The following is a 16,599-nucleotide window of genomic DNA, read 5'->3' as shown; positions in this document are numbered from 1 at the left end:
GGGCGCCGGCCTTACTGGGCCTTGCGGGCCTTTTCGATCTCGGCGCGGAACTCGTTCACGAACTCCGGCCCGATCTCCTTCGTGTATTTCTCGACGACCGGCTGGACCTTCGCCTGGAGCTTGGCGATCTCCTCCGGCGGCATTTCCGTCAGGGTCATGCCTTCCTTCTTCAGCTCGGCGATGGCCTTGTCGTCACCCTCGGCGATCAGCTTGTTCTGGAGCGCCAGTGCGCCGGCCGCCGCCTTGCGGACGGCATCCTGGTCGGCGGGCGTCAGCTGGTCCCAGAACTTCTTCGACGCAAGCAGGGTGACCGGCGTGTAGACGTGGTTGGTCAGGGTGACGTACTTCTGCACCTCGAACATCTTGTTCGCGTGCATGTGCTGAAGAGGGTTCTCCTGCCCGTCGAGCGAGCCGGTCTCGAGTGCCGTGAACACCTCCGAGAAGGACATCGGCACGGCGTTGGCGCCGAGCGCCTTCCAGGTCTCCAGCGCCACCGGGTTCTGCATGACGCGGACCTTCAGGCCGGCGATGTCCTCGGCCTTGGTCACCGGGCGCTGGCGGTTCGAAAGCTCGCGGAAGCCGGCATGGCTCCAGCCAAGCCCGACCATGCCCATCGGCTCCAGCTTGTCGAGGATCTTGCGACCGACCGGGCCGTTGAAGACGTACTCGACCTCCCGCAGGTTGTTGAACATGAAGGGGAAGTCGAAGATGCGCACGTCCTGGATCTTGCCCGCCAGCGGGGCCAGCGCGCCGATGTAGAACTCCTGCACGCCCGTCTGGACGGCCTGGAGCTGCTTGTCGTCGCCGCCCAGCGAGGCGCTGTGGAAGACGTTGATCTTCACGCGCTTGTTCGTGGCGGCCTCGACGTCCTGGGCGAACTGGATCATCGCCTTGGCCTGGGCGTGTTCCATCGGATGGGCATGGCCGAGCTTGGCCGTGCGGGTCTCCTGGGCGAAGGCGCCGCCGGACATCAGGGCGATGGCCGCGACGGCCGCGACGCAGAGCCGTTCGAACGAGAACTTCATGGTTGTCTTCCCCCTTTTTGAAAGCCGGCATTCACGGCCGGCGGCTTGGTCACAGGCGACCTTTGCGACGGGTCCCCGCCTTTACGCGAAGGTCATCTGGACCTTCATGGACTGCGTCCGGTCGAGCGCGAGGCGGAAGGCCTCCGCCGCCTCGCCGAACGGCACGCTGGCCGTCAGCAAGGGCCGCACGTCCAGCTTCCCGCTCCCCATCAGCTCGACGGCCAGCGCGAACTCCGTGTCGAAACGGAAGGTGCCGCGCATGTCCAGCTCCTTGGTGACCAGCACGTTCATCGGCACGGCGATGTCGCCGCCGAGGCCGAGCTGCACGACCACCCCGCCCGGACGGACGGCGTCGAGCGCGCCGCGCAGGGCCGATTCCTGGCCCGACGCCTCGAACAGGACGTCGAAGGTCCCCTTGTCCGCCGTGTAGGGGGCGAGGCCGTCGCGCTCGTCGGCGACGTTGACCGTCCGGTTGGCGCCGAGCCGTGCCGCGACGCTCAGCGGGAAGGCGGCGACGTCGGTCGCCACGATCTCCGCCGCGCCGGCCGCCCTGGCGACCAGCACCGACAGGGCGCCAATCGGGCCGCAGCCGGTGACCAGCACGCGCTTGCCCATCAGCGAACCCGCCCGGCGCGCGCCGTGCAGGCAGACGGCCAGCGGCTCCGCCATCGCCGCCTCGGCCATGCTCATGCCCTCGGCGATGGGCACCGCCTGCTCGGCCAGCACGGTGAGGCTCTGCCGGAAGCCGCCCTGAACGTGCGGGAAGCGCATGGCGCTGCCCATGAAGCGCATGTCCAGGCACTCGTTGCGCATGCCCTCGCGGCAATAGCGGCACCGCCCGCAGGGGCGGCTGGGGTTGACCGCGACGCGGGTGCCGGGGCGCAGTCCCTGAACCTCGGCGCCGACCTCTTCCACCGTGCCGGCGATCTCGTGGCCGAGCACCATCGGCTCCTTGATGCGCACGGTGCCGAAGCCGCCATGGTTGAAGTAGTGCAGGTCCGACCCGCAGATGCCGCCGGCCTCAATCCGGACCCGGACCTCGCCGGGGCCGGGCGCGGCCTCCGCGATGCTTTCGACCCGCAGGTCCTTGGGCGCATGAATGACGACGCCGCGCATGGAAACTTCCCTCTTTGTCGGTGGCAGCGCCGGTGGCCGGGCTCTGCCGGGGTTGATCGCGGGGGCCGGGTCCGTCAGAGGACGGCCAGCATGCCGCCGTCCACGTAGATGATCTGGCCGTTGACGTAGTCCGACGCGGCGGAGGCGAGGAAGACCGCCGTGCCGATCAGCTCCTCCGGCTTTCCCCAGCGCCGGGACGGGGTGCGGCCCTTGACCCAGGCGTCGAAGGCCGGATTCTCGATCAGCGGCTTGTTCATGTCGGTCAGCATGTAGCCGGGGCCGATCGCGTTGGCCTGGATGCCGTCCGCGGCCCATTCCGCGGCCATCGCGCGGGTCAGCATCTTGATGCCGCCCTTGGCGACGGTATAGGGCGCGACCGTCGCGCGGGCCAGCTCGCTGGTCAGGGAGCCGATGTTGATGATCTTGCCCCGGCCGCGCGGGATCATCCGCCGGGCCGCCTCGCGGCCGATCACGAAGGCGCTGGTCAGGTTGGTGTCGATGACCTTCTGCCATTCCGGCGTGGACAGCTCGACCATCGGCTTGCGCAGCTGCATGCCGGCATTGTTCACCAGTATGTCCACCACGACGCCGGCCTCGTCGAGCCGGGCGAAGGCCTCGGTCACCGCCGCCTCGTCCGTGACGTCGAAGGCCGCCTCGCGGACGGCGTAGCCCTTCGCCCGCATCTCCGCCGCCGCCGTGGCGAGCCGCTCGCCGCCGGTGCCGTTCAGCACGACGGCGGCGCCGGCCGCCGCCAGCCCCTCGGCGATGGCGCGCCCAAGCCCCCGCGTGGAGCCGGTGACGAGGGCCGTACGGCCGGACAGGTCGAACAGTGTCTGGGACATGAGCGCGGTCTCCTCAGGGCTGCGTGCGGCGGACGACGAGGTCCGGCCGCTCGAGGACGGCCGGCAGCAGGTCGGTGCCGAGGCCCGGCCCTTCCATGGGGTAGACGTACCCGCCCTCGATCCGCGGCACGGCGGTGACCAGCTCCCGGTACCAGCCGTCGTAGAAGGCGCGCACCGATTCCTGGATCAGCGTGTTGGGCTGGCTGAAGGAGGCGTGGACGGCGGCGGCGAAGCCGACCGGGCCGATGCAGTCGTGCGGCGCGAAGGGCTTGTGGTGCGCCTCGGCCAGTGCCGCGATCTTGCGCCCCTCGGTCAGCCCGCCGGTCCAGCAGAGGTCCACCATGACGATGCCAACGGCGTCGCGGTCCAGCATCTCCTTGTAGGCCCAGCGCGAGCCCAGCGTCTCACTGGCGCAGACCGGCACGCTGGTGGAGCGGGCGTATTCGGCCAGCGCCTGCGAGGAGTTCATGCGGATCGGGTCCTCGAACCAAGCCGGCGCGTAGGGCTCCAGCGCGCGGGCGATCTGCTTGGCGGTGGTGAGGTTCCACAGGGAGTGGAACTCCACCATGATGTCCATCCGGTCGCCGACCCGCTTGCGGATCTTCTCGAAGGGCTCCAGAGCCGTGCGCATCTGGGCGGCGGTGATGAACAGCCCCTGGTTCTCCTGCGCGACCGGGTCGAAGGGCCAGATCTTCATCGCCGTGATGCCGCTCTCCAGCAGGTTCTCCGCCAGGGCGCCGGCGTCGTTCATGAAGCCGTGCAGGTCCTCGTAAGGGCCTTCCGAATGGCCGAAGTTCCAGTTCGCGACCGGCTTGATGTTGTTGGAGCGGACATAACCGTAGCCGGCGCAGGTGTTGTAGACGCGCAGCCGGTCGCGGCAGAGCCCGCCCAGCATCTGGTGCACCGGCAGGCCGCAGACCTTGCCGAACAGGTCCCACAGCGCGATGTCCACTGCCGAGGCCGCGCGGTACTCGACGCCCGTCGAGGACTGGGCCATCGGCAGGTTGACGAGGTCCCGGTGGATAGCCTCGATCTGGAGCGGGTCGCGCCCCAGCAGGCGCCCGGCCAGCGTGTCGTGGATGTGCGCCTCCACGGCGGCAGCACCATAGAAGGTCTCGCCGAGACCGATCAGCCCCGAATCGGTGTGGACGCGGACCCAGAGCACATTCGCGAACTCAGCCGTCCGCAGCGTTTCGATCAGGGTGATCTTCATTCCGAACCCGTTCCTTCCCTTTCCCGAAGCGGCCTTTCCCCGACGGGGTGGCGCTCTTTGCACGAGAGCATAGGTTCGCTGGTGAAATATCACAACATTTTCCAATGTGGCACCCGCCCAAGGTTACGTTGTAGCTTGGGACCGGGGAGTTGGCCGGGCAGGGAGCAGTGGGAATGGACGAACGCACCCAACCGGGGATGCCCGAGGACCGGGTGGAGGGGGAGGAGCCGGAGGAATCGGCGGTCCGGCGCCGGAACCGGGTGAACCTGATCGAACTCGCCTACGAGCGGCTCGAGGAGTTCATCGTCGACTGCACGCTGAAGCCTGGTTTCATGCTGACGATCCAGGATCTGCAGGCGATGACCGGATTCGGGCGCACGCCCGTGCACCAAGCGGTCAGCCGGCTCGCCGCGGACACGCTGATCCTGGTGCGCCCGCGCCACGGGATCCAGATCGCGCCCATCGACCTCGCCCGCGACCGCCTGCTGCTGGGGCTGCGCAAGGATCTGGAGCGGTTCGTCGTCCGCCTCGCCGCGGAACGATCAGGACCCACCCACCGCAACCAGGCGATCCATCTGGAACGGCTCCTGCGGGAGCGGCGCGACGGCATGGAGATCGGGGAATTCAACCTGATCGACCGCCGCATCGACCGGCTGATCCTGGCCGCCGCCGGGGAACCCTTCCTGGAGCACACGCTCCGGCCGCTCCACACCATTTTCCGCCGCATCGGCTGGATCTATCACACCCACGCGGCCGGGAAGCCGGGGGCGGACCTGTCCATCGACCGGCATCTGGCCATCCTTTCCGCCCTCGCGGGCCGGCGGGTGGAGGAGGCGGTGGAGGCCTCGGATGGTCTCATGGACTTCATGGACGGCGTGCTGTTGGCGCTGGAGCGTTCGGTGGAGCCGGCCCTGCTCGACTGCCGGCTGATGGACGACGCCCTGTAGCCAAGCAACCAAGCCAGGCGGCCCAGGCCAGACCATCTGAGCACGCCCGCGCGGTTCAGGCCGCCCGGACCGTCGCGTTGAAGTCGCGGGCAGCGCCTTTGAGCCGCTCCGCCTCCTCGGCCAGACGGTTCGCCGTGACGAGAAGCTGGCCGGCGGCGGCACCGGTTTCCGCTGCGGCCTCGGTCACCCCGCCGACATTGGTGTTGACGTCCTCGGTCCCGCGCGCCGCCTGCGCGACGTTTTCGGCGATCTTGCCCGTCGCGGCGTCCTGCTCCTCGACGGCGGCGGCGATGGCCGTGGAGATCTCGTTCATCTGGCCGATGGTGCGGCCGATGGCATCGATGGCGTCCCGTGCCCCGCCGGTGGCGCCCTGGATTTCCTGCACCTTGAGCTGGATTTCCTCGGTGGCCCTGGCGGTTTGGTTGGCGAGGCTCTTCACCTCACCGGCCACGACGGCGAATCCCTTGCCCGCCTCCCCGGCCCGCGCCGCTTCGATGGTGGCGTTCAGCGCCAACAGGTTGGTCTGGCCGGCGATGCTCTGGATCAGCTCAACCACCTGCCCGATCTGGTTCGCCGCCTCCACGAGCCCCTGCACCGTGGCCTTGGTGCGTTCGGCCTCCTGAACCGCCTCGCCGGAAATGCGCGACTGGTTCGTGACCTGACGGCCGATCTCCAGGATGGAGGCGGAGAGTTCCCCGGCCGCCGCCGCGACGGTCTGGATGTTGGTGGACGCCTGTTCCGCCGCCGCGGACACGGCCGTCACCTGGCCGCTCGCCCGCGAGGCGCCGGAGGACAGCGCCGCCGCAGCGCCCTTCACATCGACCGCTTCGGCGGCGATCGCCTCGACCACCTTGCCGATGCTGGCCTCGAAGCCGTCGGCCAAGCCGGTGAGGCGACGGTCGTAGGCGGTCCTGTTCTCGGCGAGATAGATCGCGATCACGAGGTCCATGTCGAGCATGGAGGCGAGGTTGAGCGCGCGCATCAGGCGCGCCGTCCTGTCCTGGGCGGCGGCCGGGTTGAGGCGGCTGCCGAAACGCCGCGCCGCCAGGGCGTAGACGTGGTTCAGGATGAAGGAGTATCCGCCGATGTACCAGCGGGGCTCCAGCCCGATGCGGCTGTGTGTCAGGCCGATGCGCCGCACGGAGTCCATGTAGGCCGCGTCGAACCGCCCGGAAAACAGCTTCAGCCAATGCTCGATCTGCGCCGACCTGGCCCGGTCCATCGAAACCGCGCCGCCCGGGAACATGGCGGACATTTCCGGCCACCCACGCACGTGCTCGTAGAACTTGGTCAGGATGCCGGGAAGGGTGTCCTTCAGGACGGGATGGAACTCCACGAGGGCCGAGCGCGCCTCTTCATCGAATCCGACAAAGGCGAGACGCTTTTGAAGGTCTTCCGCGCCGCTCATCCCAGCCTCGTTCAATCGATATATGACGTCAATTTAAACGGCTCCTCGCGACACATCCAGCATGATTTTTCACTCAAATTGTAACGAAGGGCATGGGTCGGACCATGCCGGCCAGATGCACGGCAAAGCGTCGCGCCTGTGACTCCGCCGGGTGCGATGTGTTACGATTGCAGGCGCCGAAAGTGCTGCGCGCATTCCGGCGACCGCGAGGAGTCCTTCCATGTGCTGCCGTGAAATCGTCGAACGGGTCTATGCGGAACTGGTCTCCCGCGGCGAGCCGGAATCCCACGCCCGGGAGGCTGGGGTGGTGATCTTCACCTTCCATCATCCGGAGGTGCCGGCGGCGGAGGCCGTGGCGACGGTGGAGTCCTGGACAAGGCCGCCCCTGCTGCATTAGGCGCCGGGCCGGCGCTCCCTCACCAACCCAGGGCCGGATGCCTGCGCAGGACGGGGTCCCACCGGGAAAAGTCCCGTTCCTTGTCCCGGAGCGCGGTCCGCGTCCACCATCCGGCCTGTGGCTGCCGCACCGAGGCGGACGCGCTCGCGGAGGCCGCCTCCGCTTCCAGCAGCAGCCGCATCAGGGCGCGCTCGACCCCGATCAGCCTCTGGCGGGTGCCGATGCAGCAGCATTCCCGGCTGCGCGCGCGGATCTGCCGGATCGCCCGATGGTAGGCACGCAAAGCAGCCGCATGTCCGTGCAAAACACTTCGTCCTGTTAAGCAACGATGTTGCCAACATTAGTCTAAAAATTTCCGATAGGGCGAGCGGTTCCTCGGGAAAGGGCGTGCTTGTCACAGGGTGGAACACCCGTTGATCAGAAGGCGGAACGCTCGTTGATCACAGGGCGGAACGCCCGCTGATCAGAGGGCGGAACGCCCATGGAATGCCTGCGGAACGCCTGCGGCCCCGCCACCGCGCGTCCCTCACCGGTCGATTTCACCCGCCCGGCGGGGTGCCTTCGAAGGCGGCGCGGCGGCGTCCGATCTCCTGCGCCATGACGTCGAGGAAGGCGCGCACGCGGGCCACCTGCCTCAGGTCCGGGTGGGTGAGGAGCCAGAGCGTGCTTTCCATCTCCGCCATGAGCGGGCCGATCCGCCGCAGACTGGGATCGGAGTCCATCAGGAAGCAGGGCAGGATCGCCCGCCCGAGGCCGGCGCGCACGGCCGCGCGCAACCCGAGCAGGCTGTTGGAGCGGTAGACGACCCGCTCCGGCGGAACATGGGCGCGGAGCCATTTCGCGAAGCCCAGATGCCCGAGGCTTTCGTCCGGCCCGACCCAGTCCTGCGCGGCCGGATCAGCCGAGTCCTCAACGGACGCGGCGGCATAGACGGCGGACGCGATCGCCGCGGCGCGCCGCCCGACGAGCGTCTCCGGCACCGCGCCGGATGGCCGGATCGCCACGTCCGCGTCGCGCTTGGTCAGGGTTAGGAAGCTGTTGGTGACGACGACCTCCAGCGTGATCCCGGGGAAGTCCCGCCGGAACGCCGCGAAGCAGGGCGTCAGCACCTCCAGCAGCGTGTCCGTGGTCGTCACCCGCAACGGCCCGCTCGGCCTCAGGTCCTGGCCGGCGAGCAGGCGTTCGAGGCCGGAGAGTTCGACCTCCATGCGCTGCGCGGCGGCGATCACGGCCTCCCCGGCGGGGGTTGGCGCGTAGCCGTCGCGCGCCCGGTCGAACAGGCGCGCGCCGAGCCTCTTCTCCAGGGCTCCCAGGCGGCGGAAGGCCGTCGAGTGGTCGATCCCCAGCCTGCGCGCGGCACCGGTCAGCGTGCCCGCCGTGCCGATCGCCAGCACGAGCCGCAGATCCTCCCAGCCCAGCCGTGCCGCCTCCCGCCCCTCTTGCATCGCTGCAAGCTCCCTTTGTGATTTCCCAATATTTCTTGTTTTCGGGAAAGGGTCCAGCTTGGCCTCACCGACAACGGGAGCCGCAAGCCATGACCGACCGTACCCCTGACCAGACCCTGGTCCCTTACGCCGCCTTCATCCTCCGCGTGGCGCTGGGCCTCATGTTCCTGTCTCACAGCCTCGTCCTGAAGCTCTTCGTCCTGACGCTCGCCGGGAATGCCGCCTTCTTCGAAAGCATCGGGCTGCCGGGCTGGTTCGGGTACGGCGTCTTCGCCGCCGAGCTGGTGGGCGGGACTTTCCTGCTTCTCGGGATTCAGGCGCGCTGGGTTTCGCTGGCGCTGGCGCCGATCCTGGCCGGGGCCGTCTGGGTCCATTCCGGCAATGGATGGATGTTCGGCTACCCGAACGGCGGCTGGGAATACCCGCTCTACCTGACCGTCCTCGCCCTCGTGCAGGCGCTTCTCGGCGACGGCGCCTTCGCGCTCAGCCCGTCCCGCGCGGCCAAGGCCGGGATGGTGCCGGCGGCCCTGCCGGCGCGCTGATGCCCGCGCCCTTCTTCCCCGCCCTTCCGCTGGAGACTGTCCCCATGACGACGCCCCGACTGATCAGCCATGCCCTGTGCCCCTACGTCCAGCGCGCCGTGATCGCGCTCACCGAGAAGGGCGTGCCGCATGAACGGGTCTATGTGGACCTCGACCGCAAGCCCGCCTGGTTCACGGCGATCTCCCCGCTCGGCAAGGTGCCGCTCCTGGAGACCGGCGGGGCGGTTCTGTTCGAGTCCGCGGCCATCTGCGAGTATCTGGAGGAGACGGCGGCAGGTCCCCGGCTGCACCCGGCCGACCCGCTGCTCCGGGCGCGGCACCGCGGCTGGATGGAGTTCGGCTCCGCGATCCTGAACGACATCGCCGGCTTTTACCGCGCCCCCGACGCCGAATCCTTCGAGGCGAAGCGGCGGGCCATCCGGGAGAAATTCGAACAGGTGGAACGCGAACTTGGTGAAGGGCCGTGGTTCGCGGGTGCCGAATTCTCGCTGGTCGACGCCGTCTTCGGGCCGGTGTTCCGCTATTTCGACGCTTTCGAGACGGTCGCTGGCTTCGGCTTCTTCGACGGGCTGCCGAAGCTCCGGACCTGGCGCGCCGCCCTGGCCGCGCGCCCGAGCGTCCGCGACGCCGTGGCGCCCGACTATCCGGAGCGGCTGCGGGCCTTCCTCAAGGCACGCGACTCGCATCTGTCCGGCCTGATGGCCTGAGGACGGCGGTGGTGGCGCGCACGGCCAGCCCGGAGGGCCTTAGGAGAACCCGCCCGACAGCCAGGCGATGAGCGTCGAGGCGGCGCCGGCCCCCGACAGCAGGAACACGGTGAGCAGCCGCCGTTCCCGGACGGCGCGCCGCTCGGCCTCGAGCTGTGCCCGCATGAGATAGCGCTGCTCTGGCGCCAGGAACTCGCCGGCACCGGCCTGCTGCACGGCCGTGGCCTGCCTGCCCTTCCGCCGCCTGTTCCGAGCTTTCTTCGCCATGTCGCCTCCGGCACGCCCGTCCGGAAAGGCCGGACGCCTACCCCGAAGGAGGGGTGCCCATGGAATAGCTCCGCTCACGCTTCCCGTCAGCCCGTCTCTCGCCCGATGCCGGGATTGTCACAGGCCGGCGGGAGGGCCAACGATGCCTTCCTACGGCACCAGTGCGTATCCCGGCATCTCAGGCCAAGCGGTCGTCGAACTCCGGCATCCGCCAGGGACCGCCGAGGTCGGTGTTCCGCAGCAGCAGCACCAGCTCCTCCCGCGACCGGGTCACGGCGGTGTAGAGCCAGCGCCATTTGTGCTCGCGGAAGGCCGCGGAGTCGTCGATCACCGTGACCGACGGAAACTCCGACCCCTGGGAGGCGTGGCAGGTGATCAGCCAAGCCCAGTCGAACTGCTGGATGTCCTTGTCCAGCCGCGGCGGGTGGGTCTCGCCGCCGTAATGGGCCTCGAACATCCAGGGATGGACGATCAGCTTGCCGCGCGCCCGCACCTCGTCCTCCATCTGGACGCCGAGCGACCAGAGTCCGGCATGCTTGCCGCGCGCCCGGTCGGCCGCCCGTGTCAGCGTGCCGACCATGCCGTTGAACAGCCCCTCCTCCTTCTGGTTGCGGCGGCACATCACCCGCTCGCCCGCCTGGGGCATGGCGGATTCATGGCCGTGCAGAGTCCGGATGCGCTTGGTGAAGGCGGTGCGGACCCGGTGGGTCCCGCAGATGGCCTGGGTTCCGGTCCGGGTCACCAGCCCTTCGGTGTTGCGGTTGTAGGGCAGCACATGCGCGTTGCCGGCCGACCCGAAGCGGCGCGGCAGCTCCTGGCGCCGCAGCAGGTGGGCGAGCCGGATCACCGGGCTTTCCTTCGCCGTGCGGTGCGGCTCGACCAGCCGGAAGTCCGGCTCGCCGCTGGTGAACATGCCCTGCCCCGACACCGGCGGAAGCTGGTAGTCGTCGGCGATCACCAGGATGCGCTTGCCCGACCGCAGAAGGTCGTTCGCCACGTCGTCCCCGACCATCGAGCCTTCGTCGCAGACGATCAGCTCGGCCTCGGCGAAGGGACCTTCCGACCGGCGGGCGAAATACAGCTCGCCCGTGTCCTCGTCCTGGCGCGGGGCGTAGAGCAGCGAATGGAGCGTTCCCGCCTCGTCGAGGCCCTTGCGCCGCAGCACCTGCGCCGCCTTCCCCGTCGGCGCCCCGACCACGACCTTCTCCAGGCCGCGGCGGTCGCGCAGATGGTCGAGCGCGAAGACCGTCGTCCTGGTCTTGCCCGTCCCGGCCTCCCCCGCCAGCCAGAAGATCTGGGGCGCGTCGCGGTCCGCGTACCAGGCATCGATGGCCTGGATCGCGCGGAACTGCTCGTCCGTCGGGGTATCGGACGAGGCGGGCCTGGAATTGGATGGCGTCGGCGTCATGGCGGGCTCCGGAGGGCGGGCCACCTTACCTCCTGCCCGGCGTTCCGGCCCAGCCTCTTGTGGCGGTCCCATGGGGCAGGCGCTCCCGACCTCGTGGAGCGCCCGCACCACACCGGCGCCTACTCCTGCATGGCCCGGCCGGACAGCTTTGCGATCACTTCCTTCCTGGTGGCGATATCGGCCTCCAGGGCGGCGATCTCCTGCGCGGATTGGCCGCTGTTGCCCATGCTCGCCACATTGGCTTCCGCCGCCTTCAGCTGCTCATTGAGCACGGCCTGCCGCGCGCGGTCCTTTTCGCCCTCCACGCGCATGCCCGCGAGCCTCAGCCGCAGACGATCCAGATCACGCTTTTCCGAAGCCATCTTCTGCTGCAGCGCGGAGCGGTTGCCCACCAGCCTCTTGGCCTCGCGGTCGGCGTCCGCCGCCCGGGTTCGCGACGCGGCCGCTTCCACGCGCAAGGCCTCGACCTCCGACCGCGCGGCGGCGAGGTGAGCCTCGAAGCCCCCGGACGCGCTGCAGCTTGCCGCCGCAAACACGTTGTTGACCTTGCCGGGATCGCACTGCTCGGCCGTGGTCGCGCAGCCCGCCACCACCGGCAGCAAGGCCGAAACCAGGACGAGATGCCTTACCGTCTTGACTGTGAACACGCCTGAACTCCCTGCCGGCCCGGACATCAAACGCCAGCCACGCCCGCCGTCACGCCGGCGAGGTCGTTGATCGTGTTGTCCAGCTTCTGCTTCTCCGCGACGAGCTGGGCCCGCTTCGTCCTCATGTAGGCGATGTCGCTCTTGCTGATGGTGCCGCCATTGATGCCGGCCTGCAGGCTGTCGATCTTCTCCTGGAGACTCGCCGAAGCCTTCACCATGTTCGCGCGGTCCCGTTCGGCCTCCTGCACCCTGGACGCCAGCTGGCCCTTGGAGGCCTGCCCGGACGCCACCTGACGCTGCAGCTGCTTGATGTCGGCCTGTGCATCCCTGGACACGTCGGCGGACGCCTGGACCACACGGTTCGCCTGCGCGACGTCCTCTTCCAGCTTGTTCTTCTGAACGGCGTATTCGGCGCTGGCCGCACCGGCTTGCCCCTGGCGCTGGGCGACGTAGTAGCCCGCCGAGCCGCCGGCCAGACCGCCCGCCGCGGCACCCGCCGCACAACCGACGGCCTTGTTGTCGCTCAGCAGGAGACCGGCCAGGCAGCCGACCGCGGCGCCGGCAACCGCGCCCTGCGCCGTGTAGTCGGATGAATAATCACGCAGCGCCTGCTGTTGGGGAGACAGGCTCTGCGACGATTGATCGCCAGTCGTCGTGCAAGCCGCCGAGAAAAGGACAAGCATTAATGCAGATGCTATACGGGTCTTCTTCAGCATGATTTTCACAACCCTCGCCTTTATTAGAATTATTAAGACTTTTCGCCTATCACGTCCTGCATGGGTCAACGACGCTTGCGGGAACCACAATCAGGAGTTTTTCTTGTTAACCCTGTTTGGTGTGGACTTGCGGAGCATTTTGCCCGAAAAAGTGCTAACGATGTCTTTCTAACCGTCTGACGGTTGCGGCATCAATGCGTCGATAGTGGAATCTACGAAGTTTGTGGGGATAGGCCGAAGGAAAATGTTCATGATCACAGGACCTTCGCTCGGGGCAGCAACACCGTTTCCGGCGGCAAGGCGGATGGAACGTGGCGATGACTGACGTGCGCGCCCCCTCCCGGGCGGCGGCCGCGGCGGGGCTGTTCGGGCTGCTGGCCGTCCTTGCCGTCGTGATCGGTTGGCTCGCCTTGTCCGCCTGCGGCCTCTTCCTGCCGGGCGTGGGCTGGCTCCTCGACTCCTGTGCCGTCGCCGCGCCGTCGATCAGCCAGGAGGAGGCGGAGCGGCTGCGTGGCGCCACGCTGGCGGAAGAGGCCCGGCAGCTGGAGCGCCGCCTCGCGCAGGCCGCCTCCTGCCCGACCCCGCCCCCCGGCGCGCCCCTCCACGCCGCCGCCCCGCAGCCGCCGCCCCAGCTGGCGGCCTGCCCAGTGCGCCGCTCCGACCGGGTGGCCCTGCTTCTGGACGCCTCGACCAGCATGAAGCTGTCCTACACGCTGGATCCGGATCTCGAACGCAGGACCATGGAGGCAGCCCAAAAGGTCGAAGCCAGCGGAATGGGCAGGGCATCCCCTGCCTTCGCCGAACTCCAATCCTTGCTCCAGGAAATGGAAGCGGCCCCCGGAACACCGCGCATCGAGCTTGCGAAACAAGCCCTGACACAGCTCGCCGACGCCGCCGATGCGGAAACCGGTTTCGAGCTGATCAGCTTCGCGCAGTGCGGGCCGCCACGCCACCAGGGGCGTTTTTCGCCCGCGCAACGCGCGGAACTGAAGCGTGCCATCAGCGGCACCGAGCTTCGCGACTCCACCGCCCTCGCGGACGCCATCGCAGCTTTGCCCCGGATGATCCCCCGCGAAGAGGGAGCCGGCCGCCCGCTCAACGTCGTCCTGATCTCGGACGGCAACGACAGCTGCGGCGGCGATCCCTGCGCGGCGGCCGCGCAGCTGGAACAGGAACGCCCGGAGATCAACGTGAACGTCCTCGCCATCACCCGCTCCATCGGCGCCATCCGTTGCGTCGCCGACCGGACGGGCGGGCAGTTCCTGCAGGCCGGCGACGCGGCATCGCTCGCGCCGCTGCTGAGGACGGCCGCCGGACAGAACGTGCCGGACCATTGCCGATGAATCGCCGGATCACCGCCGGGCAGGACGCAGAGAGACAAGGAAAAGGGTCACAGGAATGAGCGTGAATGGGGAAGGCACCAATGGGGAGCCCGCGGATCGACAGGGCCAGGGCGGAGCACCGTCCGGCGGCCGCGCTCCGGACCAGCCTCCGGTCGTCGTGATGCCCCACCGCCCGTGGGTGGCGCCGGCCATCGCGTGCCTCGTCGCAGCGATCGTGCTCCTCTTCCTCCTGATTCCGGGCGTGCTGCGCTACCCTGCCGCTCTCACGCCGGAGCCCGCCGCCTTCACGCCGTCCCCCAGCGCGCAGGCCGAGACCAACCGGGCACTGGAGGAGCGCATCGCCAGCCTGCGCCGTCTCGCCGACGCCCGTGTCTGCGTCGCGCCGGACGGGTACCACCTGCCCGACGGCCCCGCCGCGGCCGAGGTGCAGCCGCAGGACCGCGCCGCGCTGCCGGCTCTCCCTCCCGACCAGACCAGGGTGCCGCCCCAGTCCGTCCCGGAGAACCGCCCCTTCGCCGGTTCGCTGCTCGACCTGCTCGACCAGGCGACGGTCCTGGTTCTCCAGACCAACGCCGCCGGGGAGGTGCAGGGGTCCGGCACCGGCTTCTTCGTCGCGCCGGGCCGCGTCCTCACCAACCGGCACGTCACGGCCGGCGACGCCGGGCGCAAGATCCACGTGGTCAGCCGGGCGACCGGTGTCGCGACCGCCCAGATCCTGGCGGAAAGCGCCGACGGCGAGCCGGGGTCGCCGGACTTCGCGCTGCTCGGCGTGCCGGACGGCACCGGCGCCAATCCCCCAGTGCCGCTGTCCTTCGCACCGCCCGCGGAGCGGCTGGTGAATGTGATCACCGCCGGTTATCCCGGCATGGTCCTGGACACGGACGAGCGGTTCCAGCAGCTGCTGCGGGGCGAACAGACCGAGTTGCCGACCGCCGCCGTCACGGAAGGTGTGGTCACCGCGGTGCAGTCCGGCGCCGGCGCCGGCATGGTCCTGCACACCGCGCAGATCACGCCTGGAAACAGCGGCGGCCCGCTGGTCGACCGCTGCGGCCGGGTGCTGGGGATCAACACCTTCATCCAGGCGCGCGAGGAAGGCCGCATGAACTATGCGCTCGCCGCCGCCGACGCGAGCCGCTTCCTGGCGGCGAACAACGTCACGGTGCGCGACGCGACGGGCGCCTGCACCCCCTCTTCCGGCACGCCCGCTCCGGCTTCCGCCGCGACCCCGGCAACCGGAGCCCCGGGCGCCGGTCGGCCCGCCGCTCCGCAGCCGGAGTGACGGATATGGTCCGCAAGCCGATCGCCGAGACCACCCTGGCCGGACTGCGCCCGCTGGGCGTCGCCGGACGCCGCGTGCTCGACTCCTGGGAACAGATCGACAGTTATCTGCGCAATGGCCCCCAGCCGGGCCTTGCCGACCTGTTCGCCGAGCCCGTCGCCCAGCCCGGCGGGCGGATCACCTGGTTCGCGCCTGACGGAGCATCGGTTCAGCCCTTCCACGCCCTGCCCCCGGCCGACCAGGAGAGCTTGCGCGCCGCCCTGGAGGCGAAGGTCGGCCAGGTGGAGGCCATGGCCGCGCCGCTGCTCGGTTCGAGCAACCAGACCGCGCGCCTCATCGGCGAAACCCTCCAGCGCGCCCTGACCCTTCCCGGAGAGGTCGAGAAGATCCTCTTCTCCGTGGACGGACAGCCGGTGCTCATCAACTGGAGCACCGAACCGGAAGGCGCGCCGCCCGCCCTGAACCCCCTCAAGGAGTTCATACGCCGCGCGGCCCCGCCTCCCCCTCCTCCGCCTCCCGCGCCGCTCCCGGTGGCCGCTCCCCCGGTGGAGCCTCCGGCCCCGCCGCCCGCGCCGGCGCCGATCCTGGTCGAGCGCCCCTTCGCCTGGTGGTCGCTGCTCTGGCTGCTCTTCGCCCTGCTGGCGGCCTGGATCTTCTACGTCCTGATGATCGGCTGCGGACTCTGGCCCGGCGGGGGCCTCCTGAACCACTGCCCGGTGCGGCCCATGGCCATGGCTCCGGCGCCGGATCCCGAGGCTGCACGCACCGACGCGCTGCGGGCCGAACTGGCCTCGCTCGAACAGCGCCTTGAACAGGCGCCCCGATGCGAACCACCGGCACCGCCCCCTCCCCCACGCGCCGATTCCGAGTTCGACCGGCGAATGGCCGAATCGGGAGCCGCCGAGGGTGAGTTGACGGTCACGCTGATCTGGAACACCTCGGCCGACCTGGACCTTCATGTCCGGTGTCCGGGGGGTGCGGAGATCTACTTCCGCAACACAACGGCTTGCGGCGGTGAGCTGGACGTCGATGCGAACAGCGACAGCCCGAGCGCCCGCCCCGTCGAGAACGTCCTCTTCCGCCAGGCCCGGCCGGGCAGCTACCGTATCGAAGTGAACAACTTCAAGGATCGGGGCGCCGGAAGCAGCAGCTTCCAGGTCCGGGTCAAGAAGGGCTCCGAGGAAACCGTCTACGACGGCCAGCTCGGGGCAAGGGGCAAGGTGCGGGTCGTGGACGTGACGATTCCCTGAAGAACCGGCCTGCCCGCCAGGCCGGGATTGCGCACCGCTTAGAGTCG

18 protein-coding genes are annotated in these 16,599 nt (G+C 69.3%); 8 read left to right on the top strand and 10 right to left on the bottom strand.

Annotated features, from left to right (window positions below; genetic code table 11):
• Positions 1-11: 11 nt before the first annotated feature.
• The 4 genes from JUB11_RS06725 to JUB11_RS06710 all read right to left on the bottom strand — a co-directional run bounded on the left by JUB11_RS06725 (position 12) and on the right by JUB11_RS06710 (position 4,196).
• Positions 12-1,025, bottom strand: a complete 1,014-nt coding sequence (locus JUB11_RS06725) for a TRAP transporter substrate-binding protein (RefSeq protein WP_207457552.1) — start codon at positions 1,023-1,025, stop codon at positions 12-14.
• Positions 1,026-1,106: 81 nt separating this feature from the next.
• Complete coding sequence (locus JUB11_RS06720; RefSeq protein ID WP_207457550.1) at positions 1,107-2,141, bottom strand: L-idonate 5-dehydrogenase; 1,035 nt, start codon at positions 2,139-2,141, stop codon at positions 1,107-1,109.
• A gap of 74 nt (positions 2,142-2,215) precedes the next feature.
• Entirely contained in the window at positions 2,216-2,983 is a 768-nt protein-coding gene (locus JUB11_RS06715) for an SDR family oxidoreductase (protein WP_207457548.1), read from the bottom strand.
• A gap of 13 nt (positions 2,984-2,996) precedes the next feature.
• Positions 2,997-4,196 (bottom strand): mandelate racemase/muconate lactonizing enzyme family protein, encoded by a 1,200-nt coding sequence (locus JUB11_RS06710; RefSeq protein WP_207457546.1) that lies wholly within the window; start codon positions 4,194-4,196, stop codon positions 2,997-2,999.
• A 173-nt stretch (positions 4,197-4,369) separates the two neighbouring features.
• On the opposite strand from JUB11_RS06710, the gene JUB11_RS06705 reads away from it, so the two are divergent.
• Positions 4,370-5,143 carry a GntR family transcriptional regulator gene (locus JUB11_RS06705; RefSeq protein ID WP_207457543.1) on the top strand — a complete coding sequence of 258 codons (774 nt, stop codon included), beginning with the start codon at positions 4,370-4,372 and terminating at the stop codon, positions 5,141-5,143.
• 55 nt (positions 5,144-5,198) lie between these two features.
• On the opposite strand, the gene JUB11_RS06700 is transcribed toward JUB11_RS06705, so the two are convergent.
• On the bottom strand, positions 5,199-6,551 hold the full coding sequence (locus tag JUB11_RS06700) for a globin-coupled sensor protein (RefSeq protein WP_207457541.1): 1,353 nt from the start codon (positions 6,549-6,551) through the stop codon (positions 5,199-5,201).
• 220 nt (positions 6,552-6,771) lie between these two features.
• Between JUB11_RS06700 and JUB11_RS06695 the strand changes: the two genes are divergently transcribed.
• Both JUB11_RS06695 and JUB11_RS06690 read left to right on the top strand, forming a co-directional pair.
• Positions 6,772-6,948, top strand: a complete 177-nt coding sequence (locus tag JUB11_RS06695; protein WP_207457539.1) for a hypothetical protein — start codon at positions 6,772-6,774, stop codon at positions 6,946-6,948.
• A gap of 80 nt (positions 6,949-7,028) precedes the next feature.
• Entirely contained in the window at positions 7,029-7,223 is a 195-nt protein-coding gene (locus tag JUB11_RS06690) for a hypothetical protein (RefSeq protein WP_207457537.1), read from the top strand.
• A gap of 264 nt (positions 7,224-7,487) precedes the next feature.
• Here JUB11_RS06690 and JUB11_RS06685 read toward each other — a convergent pair whose 3' ends face one another.
• The gene (locus tag JUB11_RS06685) at positions 7,488-8,393 is read right to left on the bottom strand and encodes a LysR family transcriptional regulator (protein ID WP_207457535.1); all 906 of its coding nucleotides are present in this window, start codon (positions 8,391-8,393) and stop codon (positions 7,488-7,490) included.
• An 89-nt stretch (positions 8,394-8,482) separates the two neighbouring features.
• On the opposite strand from JUB11_RS06685, the gene JUB11_RS06680 reads away from it, so the two are divergent.
• The gene (locus JUB11_RS06680; protein WP_207457533.1) at positions 8,483-8,935 is read left to right on the top strand and encodes a DoxX family protein; all 453 of its coding nucleotides are present in this window, start codon (positions 8,483-8,485) and stop codon (positions 8,933-8,935) included.
• Between the two features lie 44 nt (positions 8,936-8,979).
• Complete coding sequence (locus JUB11_RS06675) at positions 8,980-9,642, top strand: glutathione S-transferase family protein (RefSeq protein ID WP_207457531.1); 663 nt, start codon at positions 8,980-8,982, stop codon at positions 9,640-9,642.
• A gap of 39 nt (positions 9,643-9,681) precedes the next feature.
• On the opposite strand, the gene JUB11_RS06670 is transcribed toward JUB11_RS06675, so the two are convergent.
• The 4 genes from JUB11_RS06670 to JUB11_RS06655 form a co-directional block, all read right to left on the bottom strand.
• Positions 9,682-9,909 (bottom strand): hypothetical protein, encoded by a 228-nt coding sequence (locus JUB11_RS06670; RefSeq protein WP_207457529.1) that lies wholly within the window; start codon positions 9,907-9,909, stop codon positions 9,682-9,684.
• Between the two features lie 178 nt (positions 9,910-10,087).
• A complete protein-coding gene (locus tag JUB11_RS06665) occupies positions 10,088-11,317 on the bottom strand; it encodes an AAA family ATPase (protein ID WP_207457527.1) in 1,230 nt (409 codons plus the stop codon).
• 119 nt (positions 11,318-11,436) lie between these two features.
• A complete protein-coding gene (locus JUB11_RS06660; protein ID WP_207457524.1) occupies positions 11,437-11,964 on the bottom strand; it encodes a hypothetical protein in 528 nt (175 codons plus the stop codon).
• Positions 11,965-11,990: 26 nt separating this feature from the next.
• Complete coding sequence (locus JUB11_RS06655) at positions 11,991-12,680, bottom strand: hypothetical protein (RefSeq protein WP_207457522.1); 690 nt, start codon at positions 12,678-12,680, stop codon at positions 11,991-11,993.
• A gap of 317 nt (positions 12,681-12,997) precedes the next feature.
• Between JUB11_RS06655 and JUB11_RS06650 the strand changes: the two genes are divergently transcribed.
• The 3 genes from JUB11_RS06650 to JUB11_RS06640 all read left to right on the top strand — a co-directional run bounded on the left by JUB11_RS06650 (position 12,998) and on the right by JUB11_RS06640 (position 16,552).
• On the top strand, positions 12,998-14,023 hold the full coding sequence (locus tag JUB11_RS06650; protein ID WP_207457520.1) for a hypothetical protein: 1,026 nt from the start codon (positions 12,998-13,000) through the stop codon (positions 14,021-14,023).
• A gap of 160 nt (positions 14,024-14,183) precedes the next feature.
• The gene (locus tag JUB11_RS06645; protein ID WP_207457518.1) at positions 14,184-15,302 is read left to right on the top strand and encodes a serine protease; all 1,119 of its coding nucleotides are present in this window, start codon (positions 14,184-14,186) and stop codon (positions 15,300-15,302) included.
• A 5-nt stretch (positions 15,303-15,307) separates the two neighbouring features.
• Positions 15,308-16,552, top strand: a complete 1,245-nt coding sequence (locus JUB11_RS06640; protein ID WP_207457516.1) for a hypothetical protein — start codon at positions 15,308-15,310, stop codon at positions 16,550-16,552.
• Positions 16,553-16,599 lie beyond the last annotated feature (47 nt).

Source organism: Azospirillum sp. SYSU D00513, from assembly GCF_017356015.1.
GTDB lineage: Bacteria > Pseudomonadota > Alphaproteobacteria > Azospirillales > Azospirillaceae > Azospirillum.
The sequence above is the reverse complement of the archived record's forward strand: the minus strand, read 5'-3'. Positions and strand labels throughout refer to the sequence as shown.

What these genes read in the sequence shown, in the direction of transcription:
- JUB11_RS06725 (WP_207457552.1), bottom strand. Translation starts at nt 1,025, where the DNA reads ATGAAGTTCTCGTTCGAACGGCTCTGCGTCGCGGCCGTCGCGGCCATC.
- JUB11_RS06720 (WP_207457550.1), bottom strand. Translation starts at nt 2,141, where the DNA reads ATGCGCGGCGTCGTCATTCATGCGCCCAAGGACCTGCGGGTCGAAAGC.
- JUB11_RS06715 (WP_207457548.1), bottom strand. Translation starts at nt 2,983, where the DNA reads ATGTCCCAGACACTGTTCGACCTGTCCGGCCGTACGGCCCTCGTCACC.
- JUB11_RS06710 (WP_207457546.1), bottom strand. Translation starts at nt 4,196, where the DNA reads ATGAAGATCACCCTGATCGAAACGCTGCGGACGGCTGAGTTCGCGAAT.
- JUB11_RS06705 (WP_207457543.1), top strand. Translation starts at nt 4,370, where the DNA reads ATGGACGAACGCACCCAACCGGGGATGCCCGAGGACCGGGTGGAGGGG.
- JUB11_RS06700 (WP_207457541.1), bottom strand. Translation starts at nt 6,551, where the DNA reads ATGAGCGGCGCGGAAGACCTTCAAAAGCGTCTCGCCTTTGTCGGATTC.
- JUB11_RS06695 (WP_207457539.1), top strand. Translation starts at nt 6,772, where the DNA reads ATGTGCTGCCGTGAAATCGTCGAACGGGTCTATGCGGAACTGGTCTCC.
- JUB11_RS06685 (WP_207457535.1), bottom strand. Translation starts at nt 8,393, where the DNA reads ATGCAAGAGGGGCGGGAGGCGGCACGGCTGGGCTGGGAGGATCTGCGG.
- JUB11_RS06680 (WP_207457533.1), top strand. Translation starts at nt 8,483, where the DNA reads ATGACCGACCGTACCCCTGACCAGACCCTGGTCCCTTACGCCGCCTTC.
- JUB11_RS06675 (WP_207457531.1), top strand. Translation starts at nt 8,980, where the DNA reads ATGACGACGCCCCGACTGATCAGCCATGCCCTGTGCCCCTACGTCCAG.
- JUB11_RS06670 (WP_207457529.1), bottom strand. Translation starts at nt 9,909, where the DNA reads ATGGCGAAGAAAGCTCGGAACAGGCGGCGGAAGGGCAGGCAGGCCACG.
- JUB11_RS06665 (WP_207457527.1), bottom strand. Translation starts at nt 11,317, where the DNA reads ATGACGCCGACGCCATCCAATTCCAGGCCCGCCTCGTCCGATACCCCG.
- JUB11_RS06655 (WP_207457522.1), bottom strand. Translation starts at nt 12,680, where the DNA reads ATGCTGAAGAAGACCCGTATAGCATCTGCATTAATGCTTGTCCTTTTC.
- JUB11_RS06650 (WP_207457520.1), top strand. Translation starts at nt 12,998, where the DNA reads ATGACTGACGTGCGCGCCCCCTCCCGGGCGGCGGCCGCGGCGGGGCTG.
- JUB11_RS06645 (WP_207457518.1), top strand. Translation starts at nt 14,184, where the DNA reads ATGCCCCACCGCCCGTGGGTGGCGCCGGCCATCGCGTGCCTCGTCGCA.
- JUB11_RS06640 (WP_207457516.1), top strand. Translation starts at nt 15,308, where the DNA reads ATGGTCCGCAAGCCGATCGCCGAGACCACCCTGGCCGGACTGCGCCCG.